Source organism: Rhodococcus sp. 06-235-1A (assembly GCF_002258785.1).
In the GTDB taxonomy this organism is placed as follows: Bacteria; Actinomycetota; Actinomycetes; order Mycobacteriales; family Mycobacteriaceae; genus Rhodococcoides.
In genome coordinates, this window is the sequence record NZ_NOYI01000027.1 from 39,104 (window position 1) to 62,522 (window position 23,419).

Sequence of the window (23,419 nt, forward strand, 5' to 3'; positions counted from 1 at the left end):
GTATGTAACAATAAATCGGTGAGTCACTCCGACGAAGACATCCGGGACCTTCTCTCACAGTTGGTCACCAGCTCATCGCGCTTCGTCCGATTGGCCGCGCGGTTCGGCAGCGACGAATGGCCGCGAGCATGGATGCGAGCCCTGTCGTTGCTCGAGGAATACCAGCCGGTGCGAATCAGCACCTTCGCCGAGCTGGATCGATGCTCCCAACCATCGGCGACGGCGTTGCTCGCCAAGCTGAGCAACGCCGACCTCGTCACCAGACGATCGGACCCCGACGACTCGCGCGCCGTGCTCGTCGAGATGACCGAGGCCGGCCACCGGTGGCTCGCCGACGGTCGACGCCACCTCGTCGACGGACTGGTCCCGTACCTGTCCGACCGTGACCCAGAACAGATCCAGAAACTGACCGACGGCTTGAGCGAGCTACGCAGCATTCTCGAGCCCGTCGATCACGGAATGAGAGGAACTCTTTCGTGACCGCCAGCACCTCCTCCGACAGCCTCTTGAAGCAACCCCGCGCGGTGTGGGCTGTCGCATTCGCCAGCGTCATCGCCTTCATGGGCATCGGCCTCGTGGATCCCATCCTCAAGCCGATCGGTGAGCAACTCGATGCCTCGCCGTCCCAGGTGTCACTGCTCTTCACCAGCTACATGCTCGTCACCGGCGTCGCAATGCTGATCACCGGAGTGGTGTCCAGCCGCTTCGGCCCGAAGCGGACATTGCTGGTGGGCCTGGCGATCATCGTCGTCTTCGCCGCGCTGGCCGGCACGTCCGGATCGGTCGGCGAGATCATCGGCTTCCGCGCCGGCTGGGGACTGGGCAACGCGCTCTTCATCGCCACGGCGCTGTCGACCATTGTCGGTGCCGCGTCGGGTGGAGTCGCGCGGGCGATCATCCTCTACGAGGCCGCGCTGGGTATCGGCATCGCGACCGGTCCCCTCGTCGGCGGCGTCCTGGGTGGATTCAGCTGGCGTGGACCGTTCTTCGGCGTCGCGGCCCTGATGGCCGTCGCGTTCATCCTGCTCATCGTCATGCTCCCCGACACCCCCAAGCCCGCGCACACCACCTCGATCCTCGATCCGTTTCGTGCGCTTCGGCACCGCGGATTGTTGACCGTCGGGATCACTGCTCTGCTCTACAACTACGGCTTCTTCACCCTGCTCGCGTACACGCCGTTCCCACTGGACATGGGCACCTACTCGATCGGATTCATCTTCTTCGGCTGGGGCCTGTGCCTGGCCGTGGCGTCGGTGTTCATCGCACCGAAGCTGCAGCGGGCCTTCGGAACGCTGAACATGATGATGCTCGCGCTCCTGCTGTTCGCCGTCGACCTGGGCGTCATGGCGATGTTCACCGAGAACAAGACCGTCCTGATCGTGGGAACCGTCGTGGCCGGGTTGTTCCTCGGCGTCAACAACACCCTGATCACCGAGACGGTCATGATCTCGGCACCGGTCGAACGGTCGACGGCATCGGCTGCCTACAGCTTCGTTCGCTTCACCGGTGGAGCAGCGGCGCCGTACCTGGCAGGCAAGCTGGGCGAGTCCAACATGCACGTGCCGTTCTGGGTGGGTGCCGCGTGCACCGCGCTGGCGATCGTCGTCCTTGCCACCGGACGGAAGGTGCTCGCTCACGTCGACGACCACGAACCTGCACCTCACAGCATCGACGAGGCCCGGGCTGTGACGGTCGGCGACTGAATTACGTTCATCCGAAAGCCTTTTCGCGACGGTCGAGATCACGGATCTCGGCCGTCGCGTCGCATCTGCGGCCCCTCTCGCCACATGAGCCTCATCCGTAACACTTCCATAACCAAACCACTGTAAAGCTCTTTTCTGTTTGCTGGACCGGACGGTTGGTTTACGGTTCCCCCATCACGGTTGTTCGTGTGACTCACCAACAACACTCGTTCCGCGTGGGAGGACGGGTGCGCGCAGCACGATGCTGCCACTGACCGAAGGGCCACAATCTCCATGTCGCAGAAGTCGATCGCCAGGTCCAAGAAGGCGCGCCTCGCCGCTGCCGGGGCCGCCATGGCGCTGTCCCTCTCCATCGCCGCACCGGGAATTGCCAGTGCGCAGGAACCGACGACCCCCGAAAGTTCCGCCGTCGAGCAGCCGGCCACCGAGGGCGGCACCGAATCCGGGGCCCCCGCCGCCGGAGAAGGCGCAGGCGTGGACGGATCGGCCACAGCCTCCGTCGACGGGCAGCTCCAAGCCCCCGCCCCCGCTGTCACCCCCGAGGATGCGGCCGCGGCCGCATCCTCGGGGGTGACAGCGGGGGCGGGGGCTTGGAGCTGCCCGTCGACGGAGGCTGTGGCCGATCCGTCCACGCCTGCGCCTTCTCCGGCGGCGGGGGCCCCGGATTCGGTGCCGCCCTCGGTGGCCGGCTGCTCGACGGCGGAACTTTCGGGGGTCGTCGGTTCCTGCGCACTGGCAATTCCCGGTGCGGCGATGGAGAGGGACAGCGCCATGGCGGCCCCGGCAGCGGCGAGGCGCGCCTTCTTGGACCTGGCGATCGACTTCTGCGACATGGAGATTGTGGCCCTTCGGTCAGTGGCAGCATCGTGCTGCGCGCACCCGTCCTCCCACGCGGAACGAGTGTTGTTGGTGAGTCACACGAACAACCGTGATGGGGGAACCGTAAACCAACCGTCCGGTCCAGCAAACAGAAAAGAGCTTTACAGTGGTTTGGTTATGGAAGTGTTACGGATGAGGCTCATGTGGCGAGAGGGGCCGCAGATGCGACGCGACGGCCGAGATCCGTGATCTCGACCGTCGCGAAAAGGCTTTCGGATGAACGTAATTCAGTCGCCGACCGTCACAGCCCGGGCCTCGTCGATGCTGTGAGGTGCAGGTTCGTGGTCGTCGACGTGAGCGAGCACCTTCCGTCCGGTGGCAAGGACGACGATCGCCAGCGCGGTGCACGCGGCACCCACCCAGAACGGCACGTGCATGTTGGACTCGCCCAGCTTGCCTGCCAGGTACGGCGCCGCTGCTCCACCGGTGAAGCGAACGAAGCTGTAGGCAGCCGATGCCGTCGACCGTTCGACCGGTGCCGAGATCATGACCGTCTCGGTGATCAGGGTGTTGTTGACGCCGAGGAACAACCCGGCCACGACGGTTCCCACGATCAGGACGGTCTTGTTCTCGGTGAACATCGCCATGACGCCCAGGTCGACGGCGAACAGCAGGAGCGCGAGCATCATCATGTTCAGCGTTCCGAAGGCCCGCTGCAGCTTCGGTGCGATGAACACCGACGCCACGGCCAGGCACAGGCCCCAGCCGAAGAAGATGAATCCGATCGAGTAGGTGCCCATGTCCAGTGGGAACGGCGTGTACGCGAGCAGGGTGAAGAAGCCGTAGTTGTAGAGCAGAGCAGTGATCCCGACGGTCAACAATCCGCGGTGCCGAAGCGCACGAAACGGATCGAGGATCGAGGTGGTGTGCGCGGGCTTGGGGGTGTCGGGGAGCATGACGATGAGCAGGATGAACGCGACGGCCATCAGGGCCGCGACGCCGAAGAACGGTCCACGCCAGCTGAATCCACCCAGGACGCCGCCGACGAGGGGACCGGTCGCGATGCCGATACCCAGCGCGGCCTCGTAGAGGATGATCGCCCGCGCGACTCCACCCGACGCGGCACCGACAATGGTCGACAGCGCCGTGGCGATGAAGAGCGCGTTGCCCAGTCCCCAGCCGGCGCGGAAGCCGATGATCTCGCCGACCGATCCGGACGTGCCGGCCAGCGCGGCGAAGACGACGATGATCGCCAGGCCCACCAGCAATGTCCGCTTCGGGCCGAAGCGGCTGGACACCACTCCGGTGATCAGCATTGCGACGCCGGTGACGAGCATGTAGCTGGTGAAGAGCAGTGACACCTGGGACGGCGAGGCATCGAGTTGCTCACCGATCGGCTTGAGGATGGGATCCACGAGGCCGATGCCCATGAAGGCGATGACGCTGGCGAATGCGACAGCCCACACCGCGCGGGGTTGCTTCAAGAGGCTGTCGGAGGAGGTGCTGGCGGTCACGAAAGAGTTCCTCTCATTCCGTGATCGACGGGCTCGAGAATGCTGCGTAGCTCGCTCAAGCCGTCGGTCAGTTTCTGGATCTGTTCTGGGTCACGGTCGGACAGGTACGGGACCAGTCCGTCGACGAGGTGGCGTCGACCGTCGGCGAGCCACCGGTGGCCGGCCTCGGTCATCTCGACGAGCACGGCGCGCGAGTCGTCGGGGTCCGATCGTCTGGTGACGAGGTCGGCGTTGCTCAGCTTGGCGAGCAACGCCGTCGCCGATGGTTGGGAGCATCGATCCAGCTCGGCGAAGGTGCTGATTCGCACCGGCTGGTATTCCTCGAGCAACGACAGGGCTCGCATCCATGCTCGCGGCCATTCGTCGCTGCCGAACCGCGCGGCCAATCGGACGAAGCGCGATGAGCTGGTGACCAACTGTGAGAGAAGGTCCCGGATGTCTTCGTCGGAGTGACTCACCGATTTATTGTTACATACACTAACTATCTATCGCAACGCGGGCCTGATCCCGAAGGAATCAGGGGATCGGTCAGTGTCGGCTCAGGAGATCGGCGATGTCGCGATCCCACTCCGCATTACGTCGACCGTCGTACCGGAAGCACATCAGGTGGTAGAAGCCGATGAGAACTACCGCGGCCAGCACCCAGCTACCGATGGCGTTGAAGATGGATGCGGCGGCGACGTCGGACGACGTCAGTGGTCGCAAACTCAGGTTGCCGCTGTTGTCGACCCAGATCTCGGTGGTGGTCCCGACCGGAGAACCGGTGTCGACGCTGACGCGTCCGGTGTGTTCGATGCCCCGGTATACCCAGCGGGAGTCGACAGCGGTGGCGGCTGCAGCGCCGGACGATCCGAATTCGGTCGATGCGACCGATGCGGTCTCTGCCACGTCGGTCGTGGTCGCAGTGACCTGGTGAATCGAGTTTCTCTGATTTTCGAGCCGCTGTTGCTGATCGTCGTGCGCGCTGAGACCGATCCACAGCGACACCGGAACCATGACGATGAGCAGGGCGGTGACCCAGCGCTTGATGCGCGCCTGACGGAGGTCGCAGTCGCGGAGCAACGGATTGGGGAGGTCGAAGACATCGGAGCGCGCAGAACTGGCCTGCCCGGTGAGTTTGCGGCGCATGATGGTCCCCACTGCTCGAAATTTTCCGACCGACTTTTCCACGATGGCGACGCGACCTGCGAGTATCAAGCGATAGGGGTCAGCGTCACATGTGACTTTCACTGTGACGAGATTTTTCGGTGGAGGTCTGGAATGGGTGTCGGTCGGGTTCGGCGGGCTCGCGCGGCCGCGGTGGCGGCGGGGGCGGTGACCGTTGTCGGTGCTTGGACGGGATCTTCGTCGTTGCAGCGTGCAGTCAAACCGCTGATCGTCCCGGCGCTGGCGAGCGGGCTCGATCCGGCGCGTGATCGGGTGCTGTTGGCAGGCCTTGCGGCCGCTACCGTCGGCGACGTTCTGTTGATCGATCCGGACGACGACTCCGCCCTGGAATGGGGTGCGCGTGCGTTCGCGGTGATGCAGGGCAGCTACACGTATCTGCTGCTCCGACGGGGTGCCCGTCCCGCACCGGTCGACGCGATCCCGAGGTATGCGGGGTGGGCGGCCGCGGCGGTGCTCCTGGCCCGACGGCAGCCAGCGGTGGCGCCGACCCTGTCGGCCTACGGGGCAGTGTTGGCAACCACCGCGACGCTGTCCGCGGGCGCGGTCTCGCGGGGCGGCGATCGACGGCTGATGATCGGCGGAGCGCTGTTCACCGCCTCCGATGCGCTGATCGTGTTCCGACGTCTGTTTCTGACCGAGGAGAGCCATCGCAGGGCAGCCGAGGCGATCGTTCTCTCGACCTATGTGGCGGCGCAGGTCCTACTCGTCGAGGCCCTGAGGTCGAGGTAGGAGCAGGACCCGTTCGCGGTGGGCGGGATCGACGCGGACGGCGATCACCGTGCCGGGCTCGAACCGCGAGGTGTCGGAATTCGGTATGTCGTAGACGATCTTTCCGAAGTAGCTGGCCGATCCCGGAACCGTGAATTCGAGGTCGAGCTCGGCGGTGTCGTCGTCGATTCGGCGGATGGCGTCCACCGTCGCCCAGCCCTCGACGCCGTGTTCGATCAGTTGTTTCTGCTCACGCGTGGGGCGTCCGGCGATCATCATCGCCAGTCCGAGAGCGGCGCCGAATCCGGCCACCAGGGCCGCCAGCTGGTACGGAAGCGTTCCGGGCGGAGTCCGGGGCTGCAGCCAGCCGATCCAGATCGCCAGGACGACCCCGTAGCCGATCGTCACGATGACGACGGATCGCACGATTCTCGCGTTGTTCACTTCGGTGCTCCTGAGCCGCCGACGGCGGTTGTTCGATATTCGACGATAGGGGGTTACCGGCAAGTAGGGTTACATGTACGGTGATCGATGTGACTCGACCAACTGTCTTCATCTCAGGCGCAGCAGCCGGTATCGGCCGCGCGACGGCTCTCAAGTTCGCTGCCAGTGGCTACCTCGTCGGTGCCTACGACATCGACGAGACCGGCTTGGCATCGCTCGGCAAGGAAGCTGCCTCGCTCAGCGGCCGCGTCGTCACCGGCATCTTGGATGTAACCAACTCCGATCAGTGGGAAACCCGGTTGAAGGAGTTCGTCGCCGAGGGCGACGGTCGTCGACTCGACATCCTGATCAACAACGCCGGAATTCTGGCCGCGGGTGCGTTCGAGGACATGCCGCTCGCGGTGCACCGTCGTCAGATCGACATCAACGTCAACGGGGTCATCTACGGCACCCTCGCGGCGTTCCCTTACCTGAAGGACACACCGGGCGCGCAGGTCGTCAACCTGTGCTCCGCGTCGGCCATCTACGGTCAGCCCGAGTTGGTGACGTACGGCGCAACCAAGTTCGCGGTGCGCGGCATCACCGAGGCGTTGGACCTCGAGTGGAGCAAGTACGACATCTCGGTCAAGGCCATGTGGCCGCTGTTCGTCCAGACGGCGATGACCCAGGGCGTCTCGACGGGCACCACGAGCTCGTTGGGTATCAAACTGACCGTGAAAGATGTGTCCGACGCGATCTTCGCGGCGACCCGTCCGGTGAAGCGTCGGTTGCACAAGGTGCATTTCCCGGTCGGCTTGCCTTCCAAGGCGCTCTCGCTCGGATCGCGCTTCTCGCCCGCATGGCTCACTCGTGAGGTCAACCGGCGCCTGAGCCACACCTAGAACTCCTCGCCGGACGATGCCGGCCCTGACGCCGGTATCGTCGGTCCTTCGAGCAGTCGGTGTCGAAAGGTGGGTCGGGGTTTTTTCATGCTGAGCACGTTCGGGTCGAGCAGGGCAAGGAAAATTCGTTCGGTACGGGCTGGGGTGATCGGGATCGCCGCAGCCTCCGCTCTCGTTCTCGCCGGATGCAGTGGTGAATCCGCGGCTCAGTCTCCGCCGCCGTCGACCACCACGCCCGCGGTAACGACGACCACGGCAGCGCCCACCACCGCCCCGCCGATCACGACTACCGAGGTGCCGCTACCGCCTCCTCCGCCTCCGGCGGAACCGCCGCCCACGGTCGAACCGCAGACGACCTACGCCGCCATCGGGGGCGCGTACTACTTCAGTTCCCCCGACGGTCTGTTCCAGTGCGGCATCGTGCCGTTGGCGAGCCGCACCGAGGCCGGGTGCCAGGGCACCACCACGCCGGTGCCGCCGCGACCCGACGATTGTATGATCAACTGGGGCAACGGTATTCGAGTCACCAACGACGGTCCCGCGGCTTTCATGTGCGCGGGTGGGGTGGTGTACACCTCGGGCGGGGAGTCGATCGATCCACCACTCGCGGTGGGCGCGACCATCGCGGAAGCCGGCTTCACCTGCACGTCCGCCGAGAACGGCATCTCGTGCGTCGACGACGCGACCGGCCACGGATTCCGCATCGCGGCCGACAGCAACGAAATCTATTGAGCGGCGAGAGCGCTTCGCCGTCGGAGGACGTCGGCCCGACCGAGTGGGGCGAGAATCCGCACGGCGTCGGACCGTGGGCGGAGACCCATGCCGAACCACCACCCGACGATCCGCGGCTGGATCCCGAGCTTCTCGCCGACGGTGACCGCCGGAACGTCGTCGACGCCTATCGATATTGGCGACGGGAGGCGATCGTTGCCGACATCGATACTCGACGCCACCCGTTGCACGTCGCCATCGAGAACTTCACCAACGACGCCAACATCGGCACCGTCGTGCGCACCGCCAACGCCTTCGCCGCCCAGGCCGTGCATATCGTCGGGCGACGTCGATGGAACCGCCGCGGTGCGATGGTCACCGACCGGTACCAGCACATCCATCACCACGACTCGGTGGAGGCGCTGATGGCGTTCGCGGCCGAACACGGGCTCGTCGTCGTCGCCGTCGACAACACTCCTGGGTCGGTCCCCATCGAGACGGCCGATCTGCCGCGGGACTGCCTTCTGCTCTTCGGTCAGGAGGGACCGGGCGTCACCGAGAGTGCCCGTGAGTCGGCGTCGATGACGGTATCGATCGCTCAATTCGGATCCACTCGGAGCATCAATGCTGGTGTCGCTGCCGGGATTGCCATGCACTCGTGGATCAGGCGGCACGCAGATCTCGACGACGCATGGTGAGGCCACGTCCGTTCCGGGGCGGCATGTAACGAATCAGCAACGGTAGTGGCAGGATCTCGGTATGCAGGAGTTGTGGTCGCAGCGTGCGGACGCTGCGGAGGGGGCCGTCGTCGCGCGGCACATGCGTCGGCTGTGGGGTCTGCCGGGCACGACGCTCGGAGTCGTCGCCTGGCCACCGGTTCGCCGGGAGCGGCTGTTCCTGCGTTGGCACTACTGGTGGCAGGCGCACCTTCTCGATTGCGCGGTCGATGCCGCCGACCGCGATCTCACCGCCAAGCGTCGTCGGCGTCTGAACAAGATCACCCGAGCGCACCGAACCCGCAACATCAGCGGGTGGACCAACAACTACTACGACGACATGGCGTGGCTCGGGTTGGCGCTCGAGCGCGCGCAGCGGCAGCATTTCGTGGGCAATCGCGGCGGCATCCAGCAGATCGAGATGGAATTGTTCGATGCCTGGGCCCCGGCCGAGGGCGGAGGCATCCCGTGGCGCAAGAAGTCCGACTTCTACAACGCCCCGGCCAACGGTCCTGCCGCGATCATGCTCGCGCGCACCGGCCGACTGTGGCGGGCCCAGGAGATGTCCGACTGGATGGACCGCACCCTGAGGGACCCCCGAACCGGCTTGATCATCGACGGAGTGCACTCCACCCGCGCACTCGTCGACGCGGGTGAACCGGGACAGGTCGAACGCGCGATCTACAGCTACTGCCAGGGCGTCACCCTGGGTCTCGAAACCGAACTCGCGATTCGGCTCGGCCACCCGAGGCATGCCGAGCGGGTCCACGCGCTGGTCGACGCCGTGGAGAACCACCTGACCCGCAACCTGGTCATCACCGGCGGCGGCGGGGGAGACGGCGGCCTGTTCAACGCCATCCTCGCGCGTTACCTGGCGGTGGTCGCGGTCGAGCTGCCAGGGGACTCGGAGGCGGACGACCGTGCCCGCGAACTTGCCGCGGCGATCGTCCTGAACTCGGCCGAGGCCGCATGGGAGAACCGACTCGAAGTGGAGGACAACCCGCTGTTCGGAGCCGACTGGAACCGCGAGGCGCGATTCCCCGGGCAAGGACTGCACATCGCCACCTTCACCGAAGGCACGGTGCGACCGTCCGACGTACCCGAGAGAGACCTATCGGTGCAGCTGAGCGGCTGGATGCTGATGGAAGCCGCCTACCGAGTCTCGGCTGCAGGACACTAGGTTCCGCCCTACTCGACTACCTCGTCGACCTCGATGATCTCCTCGGGGCGCGACATTTCCTTGCGGTACTGCCAGATGCCGAGCCCGGTTCCGACGACGAGCAGCACGATCATGCTGATCAGGACGACGGGCATCAGCCACGGTATGCCTTCGATGAACGAGCCGAAGTAGAACCCGATCAGCAGCAACACCGGGGCCCAGATGATTGCGCCGAGGGTGCTGGCGACCGTGTACTTGCGGTGATCCATCTTCGCGGCACCCGCGACGAGCGGGCACAGAGTGCGCACCCACGGAATCCAGCGCGCAACGAGCACAGCCCAGAATCCGTGCTTCTCGAGGAGCAGATTCACCTTGTGCAGGTTCTTGGTGTTGAGGTACTTGCCGTTCTTGCGGGCCACCAGTGTCGAGCCGGTCCGGTGGCCGATCATGTATCCCACCTGATTGCCCGCGATTGCGGCGACCATCGCACCGAGCGACAGAGCCCAGATGTGACCGGTGCCCGACGCGTGCGTCGCCATCACGATTCCTGCGGTGATCAGCATCGAATCGCCGGGCAGGAACAGTCCGATGATCACGGCGCATTCGATGAACACGAACGTCATCACGACGATCCACACGACGAGGGGCCCTGCCGTCTGCAGCGGGCCGAAGCTGCCGACTGCCTGAACGGAGACGGTCGGCAGCGCAGTGGTAAGCGACGACATGGACTCGATCACTTTCGGAGGATCTCGGTCAGGACTTGGCGTCCGGGGCGTCGGCCTCTAGTGCGTCGGCCGCCTCGCCGAGCGGAGTCTTGCGGGCTTTGATCATGCGCTTGCCGACCTCGATGACGATGGGCAGTACGGACACGGCAACGATGATCAGGAAGATGATGTCGACGTGCTCACGGATGAACGCGATCTGCCCGAGCAGGTATCCCAGTACCGTCACACCCGCGCCCCACAGGATGCCGCCGACGACGTTGTACGTGAGGAACAGTGAGTACTTCATGTGCGACGCACCGGCGACGACCGGCGCGAACGTCCGCACGATCGGCACGAAGCGAGCCAGGATGATGGTGATCGGACCGTGCTTTTCGAAGAACAGGTGCGATTCGTCGATGTACTTCTTCTTGAAGAATCGCGAATCGTTGCTCTTGAACAGGGCCGCGCCACCCTTGGTGCCGATGAGGTAGCCGACCTGATCGCCGAGGATGGCCGCAATCGGAATCAGGATGACGAGAGTCCAGATGGACGCGAACGGCTCGATCTCGGTGGACTTCGACGCCGCGATCAATCCTGCCGTGAAGAGCAGTGAATCGCCAGGGAGCAGCGGAAACAGCAGTCCGGACTCGATGAACACCACCAGCAGGAGCCCGATCAGCACCCAGTGACCGAAAGAGTTGAGCAGGTTCACCGGGTCGAGGAATCCAGGCAAAAGGGCCAGGTTCGTCGTCACGGATTCCGAGGCAGCTAGGAGACTCACCGCGCCCACACTACCGGCCGAAACTGGTAAGTCCTGAATAGATGGTGTCGCCCGGCTGTGAACGCGATGGCCTGTTCGTCGTTCTCGGTGCGCCTGTGGAATGACCTCAGGGATGCGGGTACGCACGACACCGCGCCGGGAGGTTGCCATACTGCACAGGACACAATCGAACTTTCAATGGAGGAATGACGCCGTGCCTATCGCAACTCCCGAGGTCTACGCCGAGATGCTGGGCCGGGCGAAGGAACACAAGTTCGCCTTTCCGGCAATCAACTGTGTGGGTTCCGAGTCCATCAATGCCGCCATCAAGGGCTTCGCCGACGCGGGTAGCGACGGCATCATCCAGTTCTCCACCGGAGGTGCCGAGTTCGGATCGGGCCTCGGCATCAAGGACATGGTCGTCGGCGCAGTGGCGCTGGCCGAGTTCGCGCACGTGATCGCCGCCAAGTACGACGTCACCATCGCGTTGCACACCGACCACTGCCCCAAGGACAAGCTGGACACGTACGTTCGACCGCTGATCGCGATCTCACAGGAACGCGTCGACGCAGGAAAGAACCCGCTGTTCCAGTCGCACATGTGGGACGGCTCGGCCATCCCGATCGACGAGAACCTCGAGATCGCCAAGGACCTGTTGGCCCGCGCTGCAGCGGCGAACATCATTCTCGAGGTCGAGATCGGCGTCGTCGGCGGCGAGGAAGACGGCGTCGAGGCCGAGATCAACGACAAGCTCTACACCTCCAACGAAGACTTCCTCAAGACCGTCGAGGCGCTCGGCGCAGGTGATGCGGGCTCGCGGTACCTGCTGGCAGCGACGTTCGGCAACGTGCACGGCGTGTACAAGCCGGGCAACGTCAAGCTCAAGCCATCGGTGCTCGCTGACGGCCAGAAGGTTGCTTCGGAGAAGCTCGGCCTGGCATCGGGTTCCAAGCCGTTCGACTTCGTCTTCCACGGCGGATCGGGCTCGGCGAAGAGCGAAATCGAAGAGGCCCTCGAGTACGGCGTCGTGAAGATGAACGTCGACACCGACACCCAGTACGCGTTCAGCCGCCCCATCGCCGGACACTTCTTCTCCAACTACGACGGTGTGCTCAAGGTCGACGGCGAGGTGGGCAACAAGAAGGCCTACGACCCGCGCAGCTACCTCAAGAAGGCCGAGGCCGGTATGACCGCCCGTGTCATCGAGGCGTGCAACGACCTGAAGTCCGCAGGCCGCAGCGTATCCGCAGGATAGAGCGGCTTCGCCGCACGTGCGCGGAAACTCGTGCTCTGCTACGAGTTTCTGCGCACATGCAGCGTCAGCTGCACACCTTCCACTGATCGCCTTCCAGGCGCAGGTCGAAGGTGCGCGGCGACCTGTCGTTCGGATTGGCATCGGTGTGCGCGATGACTTGAGCGATCGCGGTGGTGTCGTCGCCGACCTGGATGGCGTCGATGCTGTCGAGATTCGGGATGCTGCCCTGTTCCACCGAGACGCGGTGGACATCGGCGAATTCGGAGTCCGGGATGTCGCGGTAGAACGTCGCCAGATCCCCACACGAGGTGCTGCGCAGCGTGGCCAGGTCACCGCCGGCCAGTGCCCTGGTGAACGATTCGACCGTGGACCGGATCTGCGCCTCGGGTGAGTTGTCCTCGCTCGTCCGGTCGACGAGCAGATATGCCCCGGCGGCCACCGCCGCGATCACGACGATTGCGGCCACCAGCGCCGCCCACCACTTCTTGTGACTCGGCTGTCCCGGCCCTGCGGGCGCGGGCCCGATGCGCTGGGGCCCGACCTGCTTGGGTGCGGCCTGCTTGGGTGCGGCCTGCTTGGGTGCGGCCTGCTGCGGCTCGATTTTCCGAGGTCCGACCGGTGGAGGCACTGCTGCCGGTATTTTCTGTTCTGCTGCAACGGGTTTCGCAAAACTATCGGACGGGCCCCGCGGCGGGATGCGACGCGGGGCCGCGGTAGGTTTGGCAGTCTGCGAGACGACCGGTTTCGCGGCCGGAGCTGCAGGCGTTTCGGTTGGAACTGTGGCGATCTTCTCGGTCGCCGCGTCCTCTGTCTCGGGCTTGTCCTTCGGCTGGGGTTCGGCGTCGAGGTCGATTTTCTCCGTCTGGATTCCTGCGGAATCGTCGACCTGCTTCTTCTTGCCCAGATCGATCTTCTCGGTTGCTGCGTCGGCCTCGGTGGCTGCATCGGCCTCGGAGGACGCCTTCTTGTTCTCGTCCGGCATGCATTCTCCCTCGTTCACCGAATCGTCCGAAAACCCACGTGGTCTCGATTTCGTCAGCTGGCAGCCTATCCACCGTGACTGCGGCTCGGCGCGAGCGCCACCGGGGGTGTTCGGACACGATTCGGTGACGTAGGGGCACAATGAGCGCCATGACTTCTTTCGGTGATCTGCTCGGACCCCAACCCACACTGTTGCCCGGCGACGACGAGGCCGAATCCGCGCTGCTGAACCACGAGGCTCCCGAGACGGTCGCAGCTGCGCATCCGACGGCGTCGATCGCCTGGGCCTACCTGGCCGAGGCATCTCTCGAGTCGGGCGCCACCATCACCGCGTACGCCTATGCGCGCACCGGATATCACCGAGGTCTGGACCAGTTGCGTCGTAATGGATGGAAGGGATTCGGGCCGGTCCCGTACAGCCATGAGCCCAACCGCGGATTCCTCCGATGCGTCGCAGTCCTCGCCAAAGCCGCCCGCGACATCAACGAGAACGACGAGTACGCCCGCTGCCTCGACCTCCTCGAAGACTGTGACCCCAAGGCAGCAGAAGCGCTCGGCCTGGGCTGATCGGGCCCGCGCCAGCCGGGCGCGAGGCCGGACCCGGCTGAAGTCGGGCAGTGCTCGGTTGAAGTTGTCGCTGCTGCCCATCATTCAGTGCGCGTTGGCGGCAGGTGTGGCGTGGTTCGTCGCGACGGACATCGTCGGTCACGAGAGCCCGTTCTTCGCACCGATCGCCGCGGTCGTCTCGCTGGGCGTATCGCTCGGAGCTCGCCTGCGCCGATCGGCGGAGCTCGTCGTCGGAGTGACGGTGGGCATCGGCGTCGGCGATCTGCTCATCTCGCTGATCGGTAGCGGGCCGTGGCAGATCGCGTTGGTGGTCGTGTTGGCGATGTCGGCCGCGGTGTTCCTCGACGGCGGTCCGATCATCGCGATGCAGGCCGGATCGTCCGCGGTTCTGGTGGCGACCCTGATCCCGCCGGGCAACATGGGTGGCCCCAACCGCATGGTCGACGCGTTGGTCGGCGGTCTGGTGGGCATCGCGATCGTGGCGTTGATTCCGACACATCCGGTGTGGCGTGCACGCAAGGATGCGGCGAGCGTGTTGGCGACGGCTGCAAGTGTGCTGCAGAAGGTAGCCGACGGTTTGGTGGCGAACGATCCCAAACCGATCGAGGAGGCGTTGCGTAAGGCGCGTGCAACGCAGTCGGGTATCGATGCTCTGCGGACCGACCTCAAGGGAGGCCGGGAAATTGCCCGGATCTCGCCGATGTACTGGAATCACCGCAATCGCCTGGCGGCCCTCGCGGCGACGGCCGATCCGATCGACAATGCCGTCCGCAACATCCGGGTGCTCGCTCGGCGATCGCTGACGCTGGTACGAGACGACGAGATTCTCGATCCGCGCGTCGTCGACGAGGTGGAGAAGCTGGCGCATGCCGTGGAGGTGTTGCGGCAGATGATTCTCGCCGATCCGGGGCAGAAGCCGGATGCGGCGGAGGCAGCACGAGTGCTGCGGTCGGTCGCGGCCGGTGCCAAGCCGGAGTTGATCTCCAACGCCGGCCTGTCGGCGACGGTGGTGTTGGCGCAGTTGCGGTCGATCATCGTCGACTTGCTGCAGGTCGCCGGCCTCAAGCGTATTTCTGCGTTGGCGACGCTTCCGCCGACGGTGAAGCATCCGCACGTCCCGCCGGAGGAATGACCTGAGCGCACACCATTGCACATATGCGTATGTACGCATATGGTGACTCCCGGAAGTCGGTATCGGTAGCGAGGGGGAGTCATGGGCGCGGGTCACGGGCACAGTCACGGGGTGGGCGGTCACTCGTCCACAGGTGTGGGGCCGCCCAAGGCCCGCATTCGCAAGATGGTCGTGGCGTTGGCGATTCTGGTGGTGTTCCTCGTCGTCGAGGCCACCGTGGCCGTGGCCATCGGTTCGCTCGGTCTGCTCGCCGATGCAGGCCACATGCTCACCGACGTGCTCGGCATGTCCATGGGGTTGGTCGCGCTTCTGCTGGCCCGCAAGGGAAGTGCCGCCGCGGCAAGGACTTTCGGTTGGCACCGGGCCGAGGTGCTCACTGCCATCGCGAATGCAGTTCTACTGCTGGGTGTCGCGGCGTTCATCATGTACGAGGCGGTCTCTCGCATCGGCGATGCTCCCGAAATCCCCGGCGTACCGCTCATCCTCACTGCGACAGCCGGTCTCGCGGCCAATGTCGTCGTCATGCTGCTCATTCGCGCCGATGCCAAGGACTCCCTGGCAGTGCGCGGTGCCTACATGGAAGTTCTGGCCGACGCAGTCGGCAGTGTCGGGGTGCTCGTCGCAGGCGTTCTGATGGTCGTGTTTCAGTGGACCTGGGCCGACATCGTCGTCGGTGTCCTGATCTCCCTGTGGGTGATCCCGCGCGCAATCAAGCTCGCCGGCTCGGCTCTGCGCATTCTCACTCAGGCGAGTCCAGGGCACGTCGACGTCGATGCGTTGACCGGCGACCTGACGGCGCTACCGGGGGTGACGGGGGTGCACGACCTGCACGTGTGGACGCTGACCACCGGAATGGACGTGGCCACTGTGCATCTCGAATGCGATGGGTCGTCGTCGATGGTGCTCGACCGGGCCAGATCTCTGTTGTCCACCTACGGCCTCGACCACGCCACGGTTCAGGTCGAACCGACCGCGCACGGCCGGACCTGCAAGGAAGAGCTCACCTGGTGACCGTGCGTATCTCGAAGCCCGGACGCCACACGTCGATCTGCATGTGATCGTCCACCAGTGACGTCAGGACGACCTCGGTGATGTCGAGATCGAACACGTGATACGGCACCAGTTCGCCCGGTGCAGCGTCGAATATCGGTTGCAGCGCAGCCGGATCGGTGATTTCGACGGCTCGACCGCCGATCTTCGCATCCCCGCCCTCCATCGAGTGATGCCCTGGATTGCTGTGCAGCGCGAATCGTCCGTCGCGCTGCAGATCCCGTGCCTTGACGGCACCGAGCATCGAACCGAGGCGCAGGACGCCACTGTCGTCGAACTCGACCTCGGTGCCGCTCACCCGCGGTGAGCCGTCCGCGCGGAGCGTCGCGAGCACATGGTGTTTGTGAGCGGTGAATCTGGCCTGTACGGCCGATGCGAGGTTCGGGGCGGTTGTCGAGAAGTCTTTCCACGTCGTCATGTTGCGAGTATCGACCCCCATCACTGACATCGTGTGTCAGTAATATCGGGCAGATGCGTTCCGCACGGTTGCTTCGGATCATGTTGTTGCTCCAAGAGGGGCGACAGGCGACCGCGCAGTCCCTTGCGGACGAGGTCGAGGTATCGGTACGCACGATCTACCGCGACATCGGCGCGCTCGGGGCCGCGGGCGTGCCGCTGTGGACCGAACCCGGCCCCGGCGGCGGCATCCGATTGCTCGACGGGTGGCAGTCGAAACTGACCGGCATGACCGGTACCGAAACGTCGGCGCTGATGCTGCTCGGTATGCCGTCGGTTGCGGCCGACCTCGGCTTGTCCGACGCCACCGCCGCTGCCGAGAGCAAGCTCCTCGGCGCGCTGCCGGTCTCGCTCCGGGCGAGCGCGCAGCTGTGGCGTGAGCGTGTGCACGTCGATGTTCCCGGTTGGTTCACCGCGCCCGTTGCGAACGAGTTGGTGCCCGTCTTGGCGCGGACGGTGCTCGGTGGTCGGGAGATCGAGATCCGTTACCGCGGGGGGAGCCGGGTCGTCGGGCCACTCGGCCTGGTGGTGAAGGCGTCGGTCTGGTACTTGGTGGCCACTCGCGGTGCGCGCATCCTGTCGTTTCGGGTCGACCGGATCGAGAGCGTGGTGGAGCAGGCTACCGACGTGCTTCGGCCGGTCGGGTTCGACCTCGCGCAGTGGTGGGATGCGTCGATGGTGGAGTTCGATCGGTCGTTGCTGAGGTTCCCCTGTCGAGTCCGATTGTCCGACAACGCAGTGCGTGCCCTGCCTCGGGTGATCGGAGTCGCGGCCACGCCGGATCTGGGCACGGCCGACAGTGACGGCTGGACCGAGGTGGAGTTGATGCTCGAGAGCGAGGAGGTCGCACTCGCTCAGCTGATCGCGCTCGGCGGGGGAGTCAGTGTGCTGGGGCCGGCTTCGCTGCGACGATCGCTGCGTGATGTCGCGGCGAGCATCGTGAGCGAGAACAGTTGAGTCACAGCCAGAATCGCATCAGGAAGTTACCGTTGCCGGCGAAGAACTCGGGAACACCGGACAATCCGAAGAGGGTGTAGATCGCCCCGAAGAATGCCGAATTGACTGCCGGCACGAACAGCAATGCCACGAGAACGAGGATTCCGTAGCCCTTGAACTGGTTCATCGATGCACGGGTGGCGGGCGAGAGCGAGGGTTCGAGTGCGGCGTATCCGTCGAGTCCCGGCACCGGAATCAGGTTGAGGATCGTGGCCATGATCTGCAGGAAGGCCAGGAAGCTGAGCCCGTACCAGAAGGCCTGATGGGTCCCGTCCGTGCCGAACACGCGAATGACGATCAGAAGTAACACGGCGAGAACGGCATTGGCGAACGGACCGGCGAGGGCGATGCGCCGCTGCGTCGATGCCGAGAACTGGCCGGTGCGCAGATATACGGCACCGCCCGGCAGTCCGATTCCGCCGATCGCGATGAATACGACCGGCAAGACGATCGAGAGCAACGGGTGGGTGTACTTCAGCGGGTTGAGCGTCAGGTAGCCGCGGAGCTCGACCTCGCGATCCCCGGCGCGAAACGCGGTGAACGCGTGACCGAATTCGTGCAGGCACACCGAGGCGATCCAGCCGGCCAGTACCAGAACGAACACCCCGAGGCGTGCAGCGGTGGACGTGACGTCCTCGGCTGTCCACGCCACTGCGCCGCCCACTCCTGCGACGGCGAGAACGGCGACGAAGACCGGGCTCGGCAGGACGGGACTGCGACGCAAGGGAACGGTCATCGGACCAGCAACCACTCCTGATGGTGCCGGTAGAACGTCGATCTCTTCACCGTTCGGTCGCCGGCGATGCCGTCGCGCATCAGGTTCGCGGCAGGGGAACCGAGTTGCATTGCGCGCCCGCTCACCCAGCGGCGGGGTAGAAGACGTCGTCGGCTGATCACGCGCGCACGAAGGCCGGGCAGTTCCGCGGTCGGTGCCACCTCGACGCCGGGTACGACGCCGGAGAACAGGCGAGTGTCGTCGACGTAGGCCTCGCCCTCGAGTTCGGCTCCGTCGGCCCCGCCGAGAAGTGCCCGGCCGACCACCGCCTTGCCCGCGTCGTCGCGAATGAGGGGAGTGCCCGACGCCGAGCCTGTCAGTGCCACTTTCGCGGCGCGTGATCCGGTGCCGAGTTTGTAGATGTGCGCTGCGTCGGTGGCCGTGTCGGGCACGAAAGCGAGTTCGACGTGCAGGCGGTCGGTGCGCATCAGTCGGGTCAGCACGGCGGCCAGGGAGGCATCGTCGCCCAGGACGATGATGCGGGGGGCAGGGACCGATTCGATGTCGGAGAAGATCCCGCTGCAGTCGTCGTCGGTCGGTACGGCGTCGGCGCTGCGCAGTGGGACGTCGGTCAGCGTGATCGGCAGCGGCGGGTTCCCGCAGTGCAGAACGAACGGTGTCACGGCGCTCCTAGATCTTCGTCGAACCCTCAGGCGACCATAGTGCCCTCGTTTCGACTCCACCGTAGCGGCATGCGGGCCAGCTCACCGGCTCGGCTAGACTGTTCTCCCGGCCACTGTCGCGCCTGCGACAAATGGTGACTGCTGCGTCCGTTCGAGCAAATCTGCAGCACGTCCTCGCACGAATGCAACGTAGGAGAGCACATGCCGGCGATAGTCCTGATCGGCGCCCAGTGGGGCGACGAGGGCAAAGGCAAAGCCACCGACCTTTTCGGCGAACGACTTCAGTGGGTGGTGCGCTACCAGGGCGGTAACAATGCCGGCCACACCGTGGTCCTGCCGAACGGCGACAAGTTCGCTCTGCACCTGATCCCGTCGGGAATCCTCACGCCGGGCGTGAAGAACGTCATCGGCAATGGCGTCGTCGTCGATCCGGGAGTGCTCCTCACCGAGCTCGACGGCCTCGAGAAGCGCGGCGTGGACACCTCGAACCTGCTGCTCAGTGCCGATGCGCACCTGATCATGCCGTACCACGTAGCCATCGACAAGGTGACCGAGCGTTTCCTCGGGGCCAAGAAGATCGGTACCACCGGGCGCGGAATCGGGCCGTGCTACCAGGACAAGATCGCCCGTGTCGGTGTTCGGGCCGCGGATGTGCTCGACGAGAAGATCCTGACCCAAAAGGTCGAGGCCGCACTGGAATTCAAGAACCAGGTGCTCTCGAAGATCTACAACCGGCGCGCACTGGATTCGCAGCAGGTGGTCGACGAGGTGCTCGAGCAGGCCGAGGGCTTCAAGCATCGCATCACCGATACCAGGCTGCAGTTGAACCTGGCGCTCGAGCGCGGCGAGACGATTCTGCTCGAGGGCTCGCAGGGCACACTGCTCGACGTCGACCACGGCACGTACCCCTACGTCACGTCCTCGAACCCGACGGCGGGCGGCGCGTCGGTCGGTTCCGGCATCGGCCCCAACAAGATCGGGACCGTCCTCGGCATCCTGAAGGCGTACACGACGCGTGTCGGCTCGGGACCGTTCCCGACGGAGCTGTTCGACAATCACGGCGAGTACCTGGCCAAGCAGGGCGGCGAGGTGGGCGTGACGACCGGGCGTGCACGGCGCACCGGCTGGTTCGACGCCGTCATCGCGCGATACGCCACGCGCGTCAACGGCATCACCGACTACTTCCTGACCAAACTCGACGTCCTGTCCAGCCTGGACACGGTGCCGATCTGTGTCGCGTACGACGTCGACGGCGTTCGGCACGACGAGATGCCGATGACGCAGACCGGTTTCCATCACGCGAAGCCGATCTACGAAGAGATGCCCGGTTGGTGGGAAGACATCTCCGGCGCCCGCACGTTCGAGGAACTGCCCATCAACGCGCAGAACTACGTCCTGCGTCTCGAAGAGCTCTCGGGCGCGTACATGTCGTGCATCGGCGTCGGACCGGGTCGCGACGAAACCATCGTTCGACGGGACATCCTGCGGTAGGAAATCTGCGGTACGCAACTTGCCACATGCGAAAGCCCCGAGGCGTCCAGCCTCGGGGCTTTCGCATGTGTGTGAGGCCTGGTCGAGACAGAGCGAATTCTGCGGCATCCCACATATATGTCCGAATCGAGCTGCATATCTGCTCGCCGACGTGGATAATCGGTTCAGGTAAAGCGACGGAGGTTCCAGCGATGACCGAAAATTACAACGGGTTGGAAGTTTTCAGCTACCAATACGATCGGTTCACTTACGAACATCCCTGGATCGGCGCTCAAGCCGGTGAATTCATGCTCGGTCCCGAGGGCGGCGGAATGCTCGAATTCACCCATGCCACTGTGTTCGCTCTTCCCGAAGGTGGCGCGCACGAGGTGCACGGTCCCATACTCGATTGGTACCTCGGTCACGGCGGACCCTATGGGGCACTTGGCTATCCGATCAGCAACGAGCGTCCGACGCCGACGGGCTCCGGCAGATACAACCTTTTCCAGCGCGGGGCCATCGGATGGCTGCCCGATGTGGGTGCGTTCACCATCGGTGGTCGGGGCGAGGAATCGGATGTCAGCCCCGGTCCGGAAGCTGTATCGGTCTCGGCGGTCGACGGTCCTATTTCCGAACTGGGAATTTCGGCCTGAAATACAATTCTGCTCCCTGTTTTCGGCGGTTTATTCGGTCGAACGGTCGGAATAAACGCCGCGCTCTGATTCAGAACAATGTGGGCTCGTCGAATCCCGGTACGCCTTCTATGCCAAGAATTCGTTGTTTGGTGTTCGCTCCACCCGGCGCGGAGAAGCCGCCGACTTCGCTGCCTGCACCGAGCACACGGTGGCACGGAACGATGATCGGCACCGGGTTGCGGCCGAGTGCACCGCCGACCGCTTGCGCCGCACCGGGATGGCCGAGTCTGCGAGCGATGTCGCCGTAGGTGAGTGTCGCGCCCCGAGGGATGTCGCTGCACACGGTGTACACCGACGCATCGAACTCCGAAACGTCGAGCACCAGCGGTATCGGCCTCAAGTCGACGGCACGGCCGTCGAGGAGTCCGGTGATCCGGTCGATGGCATCGGCGGCCAGTGCGTCGACCGGCCCTTCTGCCGCACCGAAGCCGGTCAGGTAGTCGATCATTGCCTCGTCCGACGGTTCGGGCAGCGCAACCGCGGCTACTCCGTCGTCGGTCCAGGCGATACCGCAGCGACCGATGGCGGTGTCGAAGAGCGTGCAGCTCGGCATGGGTCCAGTATCCACCCGAGGTCGGGGAGCAGTCCAGTAGACGACCGAATGGACTTGAATGTTCGATGCCAGTGGGCCAATACTGGAGAACATGGCCTCGAGAGTTCTCAACGCAACGTCACTGGCCCGCGATCTCGGTAGCTGGCGCGCTGACGCCTCCTCCGATGGACCCGGCCGGCGCAAGGCGTCGCGTCCGACGTATCGCGCGTTGGCGGACGGCGTTCGACTCCTCATTCACGACGGTCGGATTCCGTTGGGTGTCGGTCTGCCCAGTGAGCGCGATCTGTCGGCCGCACTCGATTTGAGCCGCACCACCATCACCTCCTCCTATTCGGTGCTGCGTGACGAGGGCTATCTGATCAGCAAGCAGGGTTCGCGCAGTACCGTCGCGCTGCCTGCGGCCCCCACCCCGAACGGACTGCTGATCCAGTCGACGTCGACGTCGGGTCCGGTGGTGGACATGTCTCACGCTGCCATGTCGGCCGCCGACGGAACCATGACGGCCGCGTACGAGTCTGCACTGCAAGCACTTCCGACGTACCTGCCGACGCACGGAATGGAGCCCATCGGCTTGGCGGTGTTGCGGGAGGCCATCGCGCAGCGATTCGTCGAGCGTGGCCTACCGACGACCGCGGATCAGATCATGGTCACATCCGGTGCGCAGCAAGCAGTTCGGCTCTTGCTGGGCACGTTGACGTCACCCGGTGATCGGGTGCTGATCGATCACCCGACCTATCCCAACGCGCTCGAGGCCATCCGACGCGTCGGCGCGCGGCCGGTGCCGGTGCCGGTTCGTCCCGCGGACGGCGACTGGGATCTCGACGGAATTCGCAGTGCCGCACGGCAAACGGCCGCCAAGGTCGCGTACCTGATTCCGGACTTTCACAATCCGACCGGGCAGGTGCTGGACGCCGAGGGCCGGGCCGAACTCGCGCGCATCACCCGTGACACTCGCATGACGCTCATCGTCGACGAGACGATGGTGGACCTGTGGCTCGACGCCCCGCCGCCACCACCGGTCGCGTCGTTCGGACGGGTCTCGGGCTCCGACATCGTCACGATCGGCTCGGCGTCCAAGTCGTTCTGGGGCGGACTGCGCATCGGGTGGATCAGGGCGCACCCGTCGCTGGTATCCCAGCTCGCAGGTTCGCGGGCGGCGCACGACCTCGGCACGTCGATCATGGATCAGTTGGCGTCGTCGTTCTTGCTGCAGGACGCCGAACCCGCACTCGAGCTCCGCCGATCGCAACTGCGTGAACGTCGTGACGTACTCGAGGACGCTCTGGCCGAGCATCTTCCGGACTGGCGCTATCGCCGCTCCGAGGGCGGTATGTCGCTGTGGTTGCAGCTGCCTGCACCGGTGTCGAGTGCACTCGCCGCCACCGCTCCGGCATTCGGAGCGGTGCTGGCGGCAGGACCGCGATTCGGCGTCGAGGGTGCGTTCGAGCGCTATCTCAGGTTGCCGTACACCCGTGAGCCGCAAGAGCTTCGGGCCGCTGTCGCCGCAACGGCCGGGGCGTACCGAGCACTCGCCCCCAGCGCCGAATCGGAACAGCCGGCTCTGGTGTTCTGACGCGCAG

27 protein-coding genes are annotated in these 23,419 nt (G+C 65.1%); 16 read left to right on the top strand and 11 right to left on the bottom strand.

Annotation, left to right across the window (positions count from 1 at the left end; all coding sequences use genetic code 11):
• Positions 1–18: 18 nt before the first annotated feature.
• The 3 genes from CH275_RS23740 to CH275_RS23750 all read left to right on the top strand — a co-directional run bounded on the left by CH275_RS23740 (position 19) and on the right by CH275_RS23750 (position 2,771).
• A complete protein-coding gene (locus tag CH275_RS23740; RefSeq protein WP_094680674.1) occupies positions 19–480 on the top strand; it encodes a MarR family winged helix-turn-helix transcriptional regulator in 462 nt (153 codons plus the stop codon).
• Entirely contained in the window at positions 477–1,703 is a 1,227-nt protein-coding gene (locus CH275_RS23745; protein ID WP_094680675.1) for an MFS transporter, read from the top strand. Before CH275_RS23740 ends, CH275_RS23745 begins: the two co-directional genes overlap by 4 nt.
• A 273-nt stretch (positions 1,704–1,976) precedes the next feature.
• Complete coding sequence (locus tag CH275_RS23750) at positions 1,977–2,771, top strand: hypothetical protein (protein WP_094680676.1); 795 nt, start codon at positions 1,977–1,979, stop codon at positions 2,769–2,771.
• Between the two features lie 38 nt (positions 2,772–2,809).
• On the opposite strand, the gene CH275_RS23755 is transcribed toward CH275_RS23750, so the two are convergent.
• From CH275_RS23755 to CH275_RS23765, 3 genes are all read right to left on the bottom strand, one after another.
• Entirely contained in the window at positions 2,810–4,036 is a 1,227-nt protein-coding gene (locus CH275_RS23755; protein ID WP_094680675.1) for an MFS transporter, read from the bottom strand.
• Complete coding sequence (locus tag CH275_RS23760) at positions 4,033–4,494, bottom strand: MarR family winged helix-turn-helix transcriptional regulator (protein ID WP_094680674.1); 462 nt, start codon at positions 4,492–4,494, stop codon at positions 4,033–4,035. The genes CH275_RS23755 and CH275_RS23760 overlap by 4 nt, the downstream gene beginning before the upstream one ends.
• A 70-nt stretch (positions 4,495–4,564) precedes the next feature.
• Positions 4,565–5,266, bottom strand: coding sequence for an Rv1733c family protein (locus CH275_RS23765; RefSeq protein ID WP_094680673.1), 702 nt, complete (start codon positions 5,264–5,266; stop codon positions 4,565–4,567).
• A 30-nt stretch (positions 5,267–5,296) separates the two neighbouring features.
• Here CH275_RS23765 and CH275_RS23770 point away from each other — a divergent pair, with 30 nt between their 5' ends.
• Positions 5,297–5,932, top strand: coding sequence for a lysoplasmalogenase family protein (locus tag CH275_RS23770; RefSeq protein ID WP_094680672.1), 636 nt, complete (start codon positions 5,297–5,299; stop codon positions 5,930–5,932).
• On the opposite strand, the gene CH275_RS23775 is transcribed toward CH275_RS23770, so the two are convergent.
• Complete coding sequence (locus tag CH275_RS23775; RefSeq protein WP_094680671.1) at positions 5,903–6,355, bottom strand: hypothetical protein; 453 nt, start codon at positions 6,353–6,355, stop codon at positions 5,903–5,905. The two genes, CH275_RS23770 and CH275_RS23775, sit on opposite strands and share 30 nt — an antisense overlap.
• Positions 6,356–6,444: 89 nt before the next feature.
• Here CH275_RS23775 and CH275_RS23780 point away from each other — a divergent pair, with 89 nt between their 5' ends.
• The 4 genes from CH275_RS23780 (at position 6,445) to CH275_RS23795 (ending at position 9,843) form a co-directional block, all read left to right on the top strand.
• On the top strand, positions 6,445–7,236 hold the full coding sequence (locus CH275_RS23780; protein ID WP_256991189.1) for an SDR family oxidoreductase: 792 nt from the start codon (positions 6,445–6,447) through the stop codon (positions 7,234–7,236).
• Between the two features lie 87 nt (positions 7,237–7,323).
• Positions 7,324–7,968 (top strand): DUF6636 domain-containing protein, encoded by a 645-nt coding sequence (locus tag CH275_RS23785; RefSeq protein WP_179276315.1) that lies wholly within the window; start codon positions 7,324–7,326, stop codon positions 7,966–7,968.
• Positions 7,965–8,645: a TrmH family RNA methyltransferase gene (locus CH275_RS23790; protein WP_094680669.1), complete on the top strand. Its 681-nt coding sequence runs from the start codon at positions 7,965–7,967 to the stop codon at positions 8,643–8,645. The genes CH275_RS23785 and CH275_RS23790 overlap by 4 nt, the downstream gene beginning before the upstream one ends.
• A gap of 61 nt (positions 8,646–8,706) precedes the next feature.
• Entirely contained in the window at positions 8,707–9,843 is a 1,137-nt protein-coding gene (locus tag CH275_RS23795) for a glycoside hydrolase family 76 protein (protein ID WP_094680668.1), read from the top strand.
• 8 nt (positions 9,844–9,851) lie between these two features.
• Here the strand turns inward: CH275_RS23795 and CH275_RS23800 are convergent, their stop codons facing one another.
• Both CH275_RS23800 and CH275_RS23805 read right to left on the bottom strand, forming a co-directional pair.
• Positions 9,852–10,547, bottom strand: coding sequence for a DedA family protein (locus CH275_RS23800; protein WP_094681090.1), 696 nt, complete (start codon positions 10,545–10,547; stop codon positions 9,852–9,854).
• A gap of 28 nt (positions 10,548–10,575) precedes the next feature.
• Positions 10,576–11,316 (bottom strand): VTT domain-containing protein, encoded by a 741-nt coding sequence (locus CH275_RS23805; RefSeq protein ID WP_373453739.1) that lies wholly within the window; start codon positions 11,314–11,316, stop codon positions 10,576–10,578.
• A 184-nt stretch (positions 11,317–11,500) separates the two neighbouring features.
• On the opposite strand from CH275_RS23805, the gene fbaA reads away from it, so the two are divergent.
• Positions 11,501–12,541, top strand: a complete 1,041-nt coding sequence (gene fbaA / locus CH275_RS23810; protein ID WP_094680666.1) for a class II fructose-bisphosphate aldolase — start codon at positions 11,501–11,503, stop codon at positions 12,539–12,541.
• Between the two features lie 64 nt (positions 12,542–12,605).
• Here fbaA and CH275_RS23815 read toward each other — a convergent pair whose 3' ends face one another.
• A complete protein-coding gene (locus tag CH275_RS23815; RefSeq protein WP_143546866.1) occupies positions 12,606–13,523 on the bottom strand; it encodes an Rv0361 family membrane protein in 918 nt (305 codons plus the stop codon).
• A 149-nt stretch (positions 13,524–13,672) separates the two neighbouring features.
• Here CH275_RS23815 and CH275_RS23820 point away from each other — a divergent pair, with 149 nt between their 5' ends.
• The 3 genes from CH275_RS23820 to CH275_RS23830 all read left to right on the top strand — a co-directional run bounded on the left by CH275_RS23820 (position 13,673) and on the right by CH275_RS23830 (position 16,232).
• On the top strand, positions 13,673–14,089 hold the full coding sequence (locus tag CH275_RS23820; RefSeq protein WP_094680677.1) for a DUF3151 domain-containing protein: 417 nt from the start codon (positions 13,673–13,675) through the stop codon (positions 14,087–14,089).
• A gap of 64 nt (positions 14,090–14,153) precedes the next feature.
• Positions 14,154–15,221, top strand: a complete 1,068-nt coding sequence (locus tag CH275_RS23825; protein WP_179276367.1) for an FUSC family protein — start codon at positions 14,154–14,156, stop codon at positions 15,219–15,221.
• Between the two features lie 81 nt (positions 15,222–15,302).
• Positions 15,303–16,232 (top strand): cation diffusion facilitator family transporter, encoded by a 930-nt coding sequence (locus CH275_RS23830; protein ID WP_094680664.1) that lies wholly within the window; start codon positions 15,303–15,305, stop codon positions 16,230–16,232.
• On the opposite strand, the gene CH275_RS23835 is transcribed toward CH275_RS23830, so the two are convergent.
• Positions 16,222–16,689: a pyridoxamine 5'-phosphate oxidase family protein gene (locus CH275_RS23835; RefSeq protein WP_094680678.1), complete on the bottom strand. Its 468-nt coding sequence runs from the start codon at positions 16,687–16,689 to the stop codon at positions 16,222–16,224. The genes CH275_RS23830 and CH275_RS23835 overlap by 11 nt on opposite strands.
• Before the next feature lie 53 nt (positions 16,690–16,742).
• On the opposite strand from CH275_RS23835, the gene CH275_RS23840 reads away from it, so the two are divergent.
• Positions 16,743–17,684, top strand: a complete 942-nt coding sequence (locus tag CH275_RS23840; RefSeq protein ID WP_094680663.1) for a helix-turn-helix transcriptional regulator — start codon at positions 16,743–16,745, stop codon at positions 17,682–17,684.
• Between the two features lies 1 nt (position 17,685).
• Here CH275_RS23840 and CH275_RS23845 read toward each other — a convergent pair whose 3' ends face one another.
• Together CH275_RS23845 and CH275_RS23850 are read right to left on the bottom strand one after the other, a co-directional pair.
• A complete protein-coding gene (locus CH275_RS23845) occupies positions 17,686–18,459 on the bottom strand; it encodes a site-2 protease family protein (RefSeq protein WP_094681087.1) in 774 nt (257 codons plus the stop codon).
• Entirely contained in the window at positions 18,456–19,121 is a 666-nt protein-coding gene (locus CH275_RS23850; protein ID WP_179276314.1) for a hypothetical protein, read from the bottom strand. Before CH275_RS23850 ends, CH275_RS23845 begins: the two co-directional genes overlap by 4 nt.
• Before the next feature lie 201 nt (positions 19,122–19,322).
• On the opposite strand from CH275_RS23850, the gene CH275_RS23855 reads away from it, so the two are divergent.
• Entirely contained in the window at positions 19,323–20,612 is a 1,290-nt protein-coding gene (locus CH275_RS23855; RefSeq protein ID WP_094680662.1) for an adenylosuccinate synthase, read from the top strand.
• Between the two features lie 191 nt (positions 20,613–20,803).
• Positions 20,804–21,244: an LGFP repeat-containing protein gene (locus CH275_RS23860; protein WP_094680661.1), complete on the top strand. Its 441-nt coding sequence runs from the start codon at positions 20,804–20,806 to the stop codon at positions 21,242–21,244.
• Between the two features lie 70 nt (positions 21,245–21,314).
• On the opposite strand, the gene CH275_RS23865 is transcribed toward CH275_RS23860, so the two are convergent.
• On the bottom strand, positions 21,315–21,839 hold the full coding sequence (locus CH275_RS23865; protein WP_094680660.1) for a methylated-DNA--[protein]-cysteine S-methyltransferase: 525 nt from the start codon (positions 21,837–21,839) through the stop codon (positions 21,315–21,317).
• A gap of 91 nt (positions 21,840–21,930) precedes the next feature.
• On the opposite strand from CH275_RS23865, the gene yczR reads away from it, so the two are divergent.
• Positions 21,931–23,412 carry a MocR-like transcription factor YczR gene (gene yczR, locus CH275_RS23870; protein ID WP_094680659.1) on the top strand — a complete coding sequence of 494 codons (1,482 nt, stop codon included), beginning with the start codon at positions 21,931–21,933 and terminating at the stop codon, positions 23,410–23,412.
• Positions 23,413–23,419 lie beyond the last annotated feature (7 nt).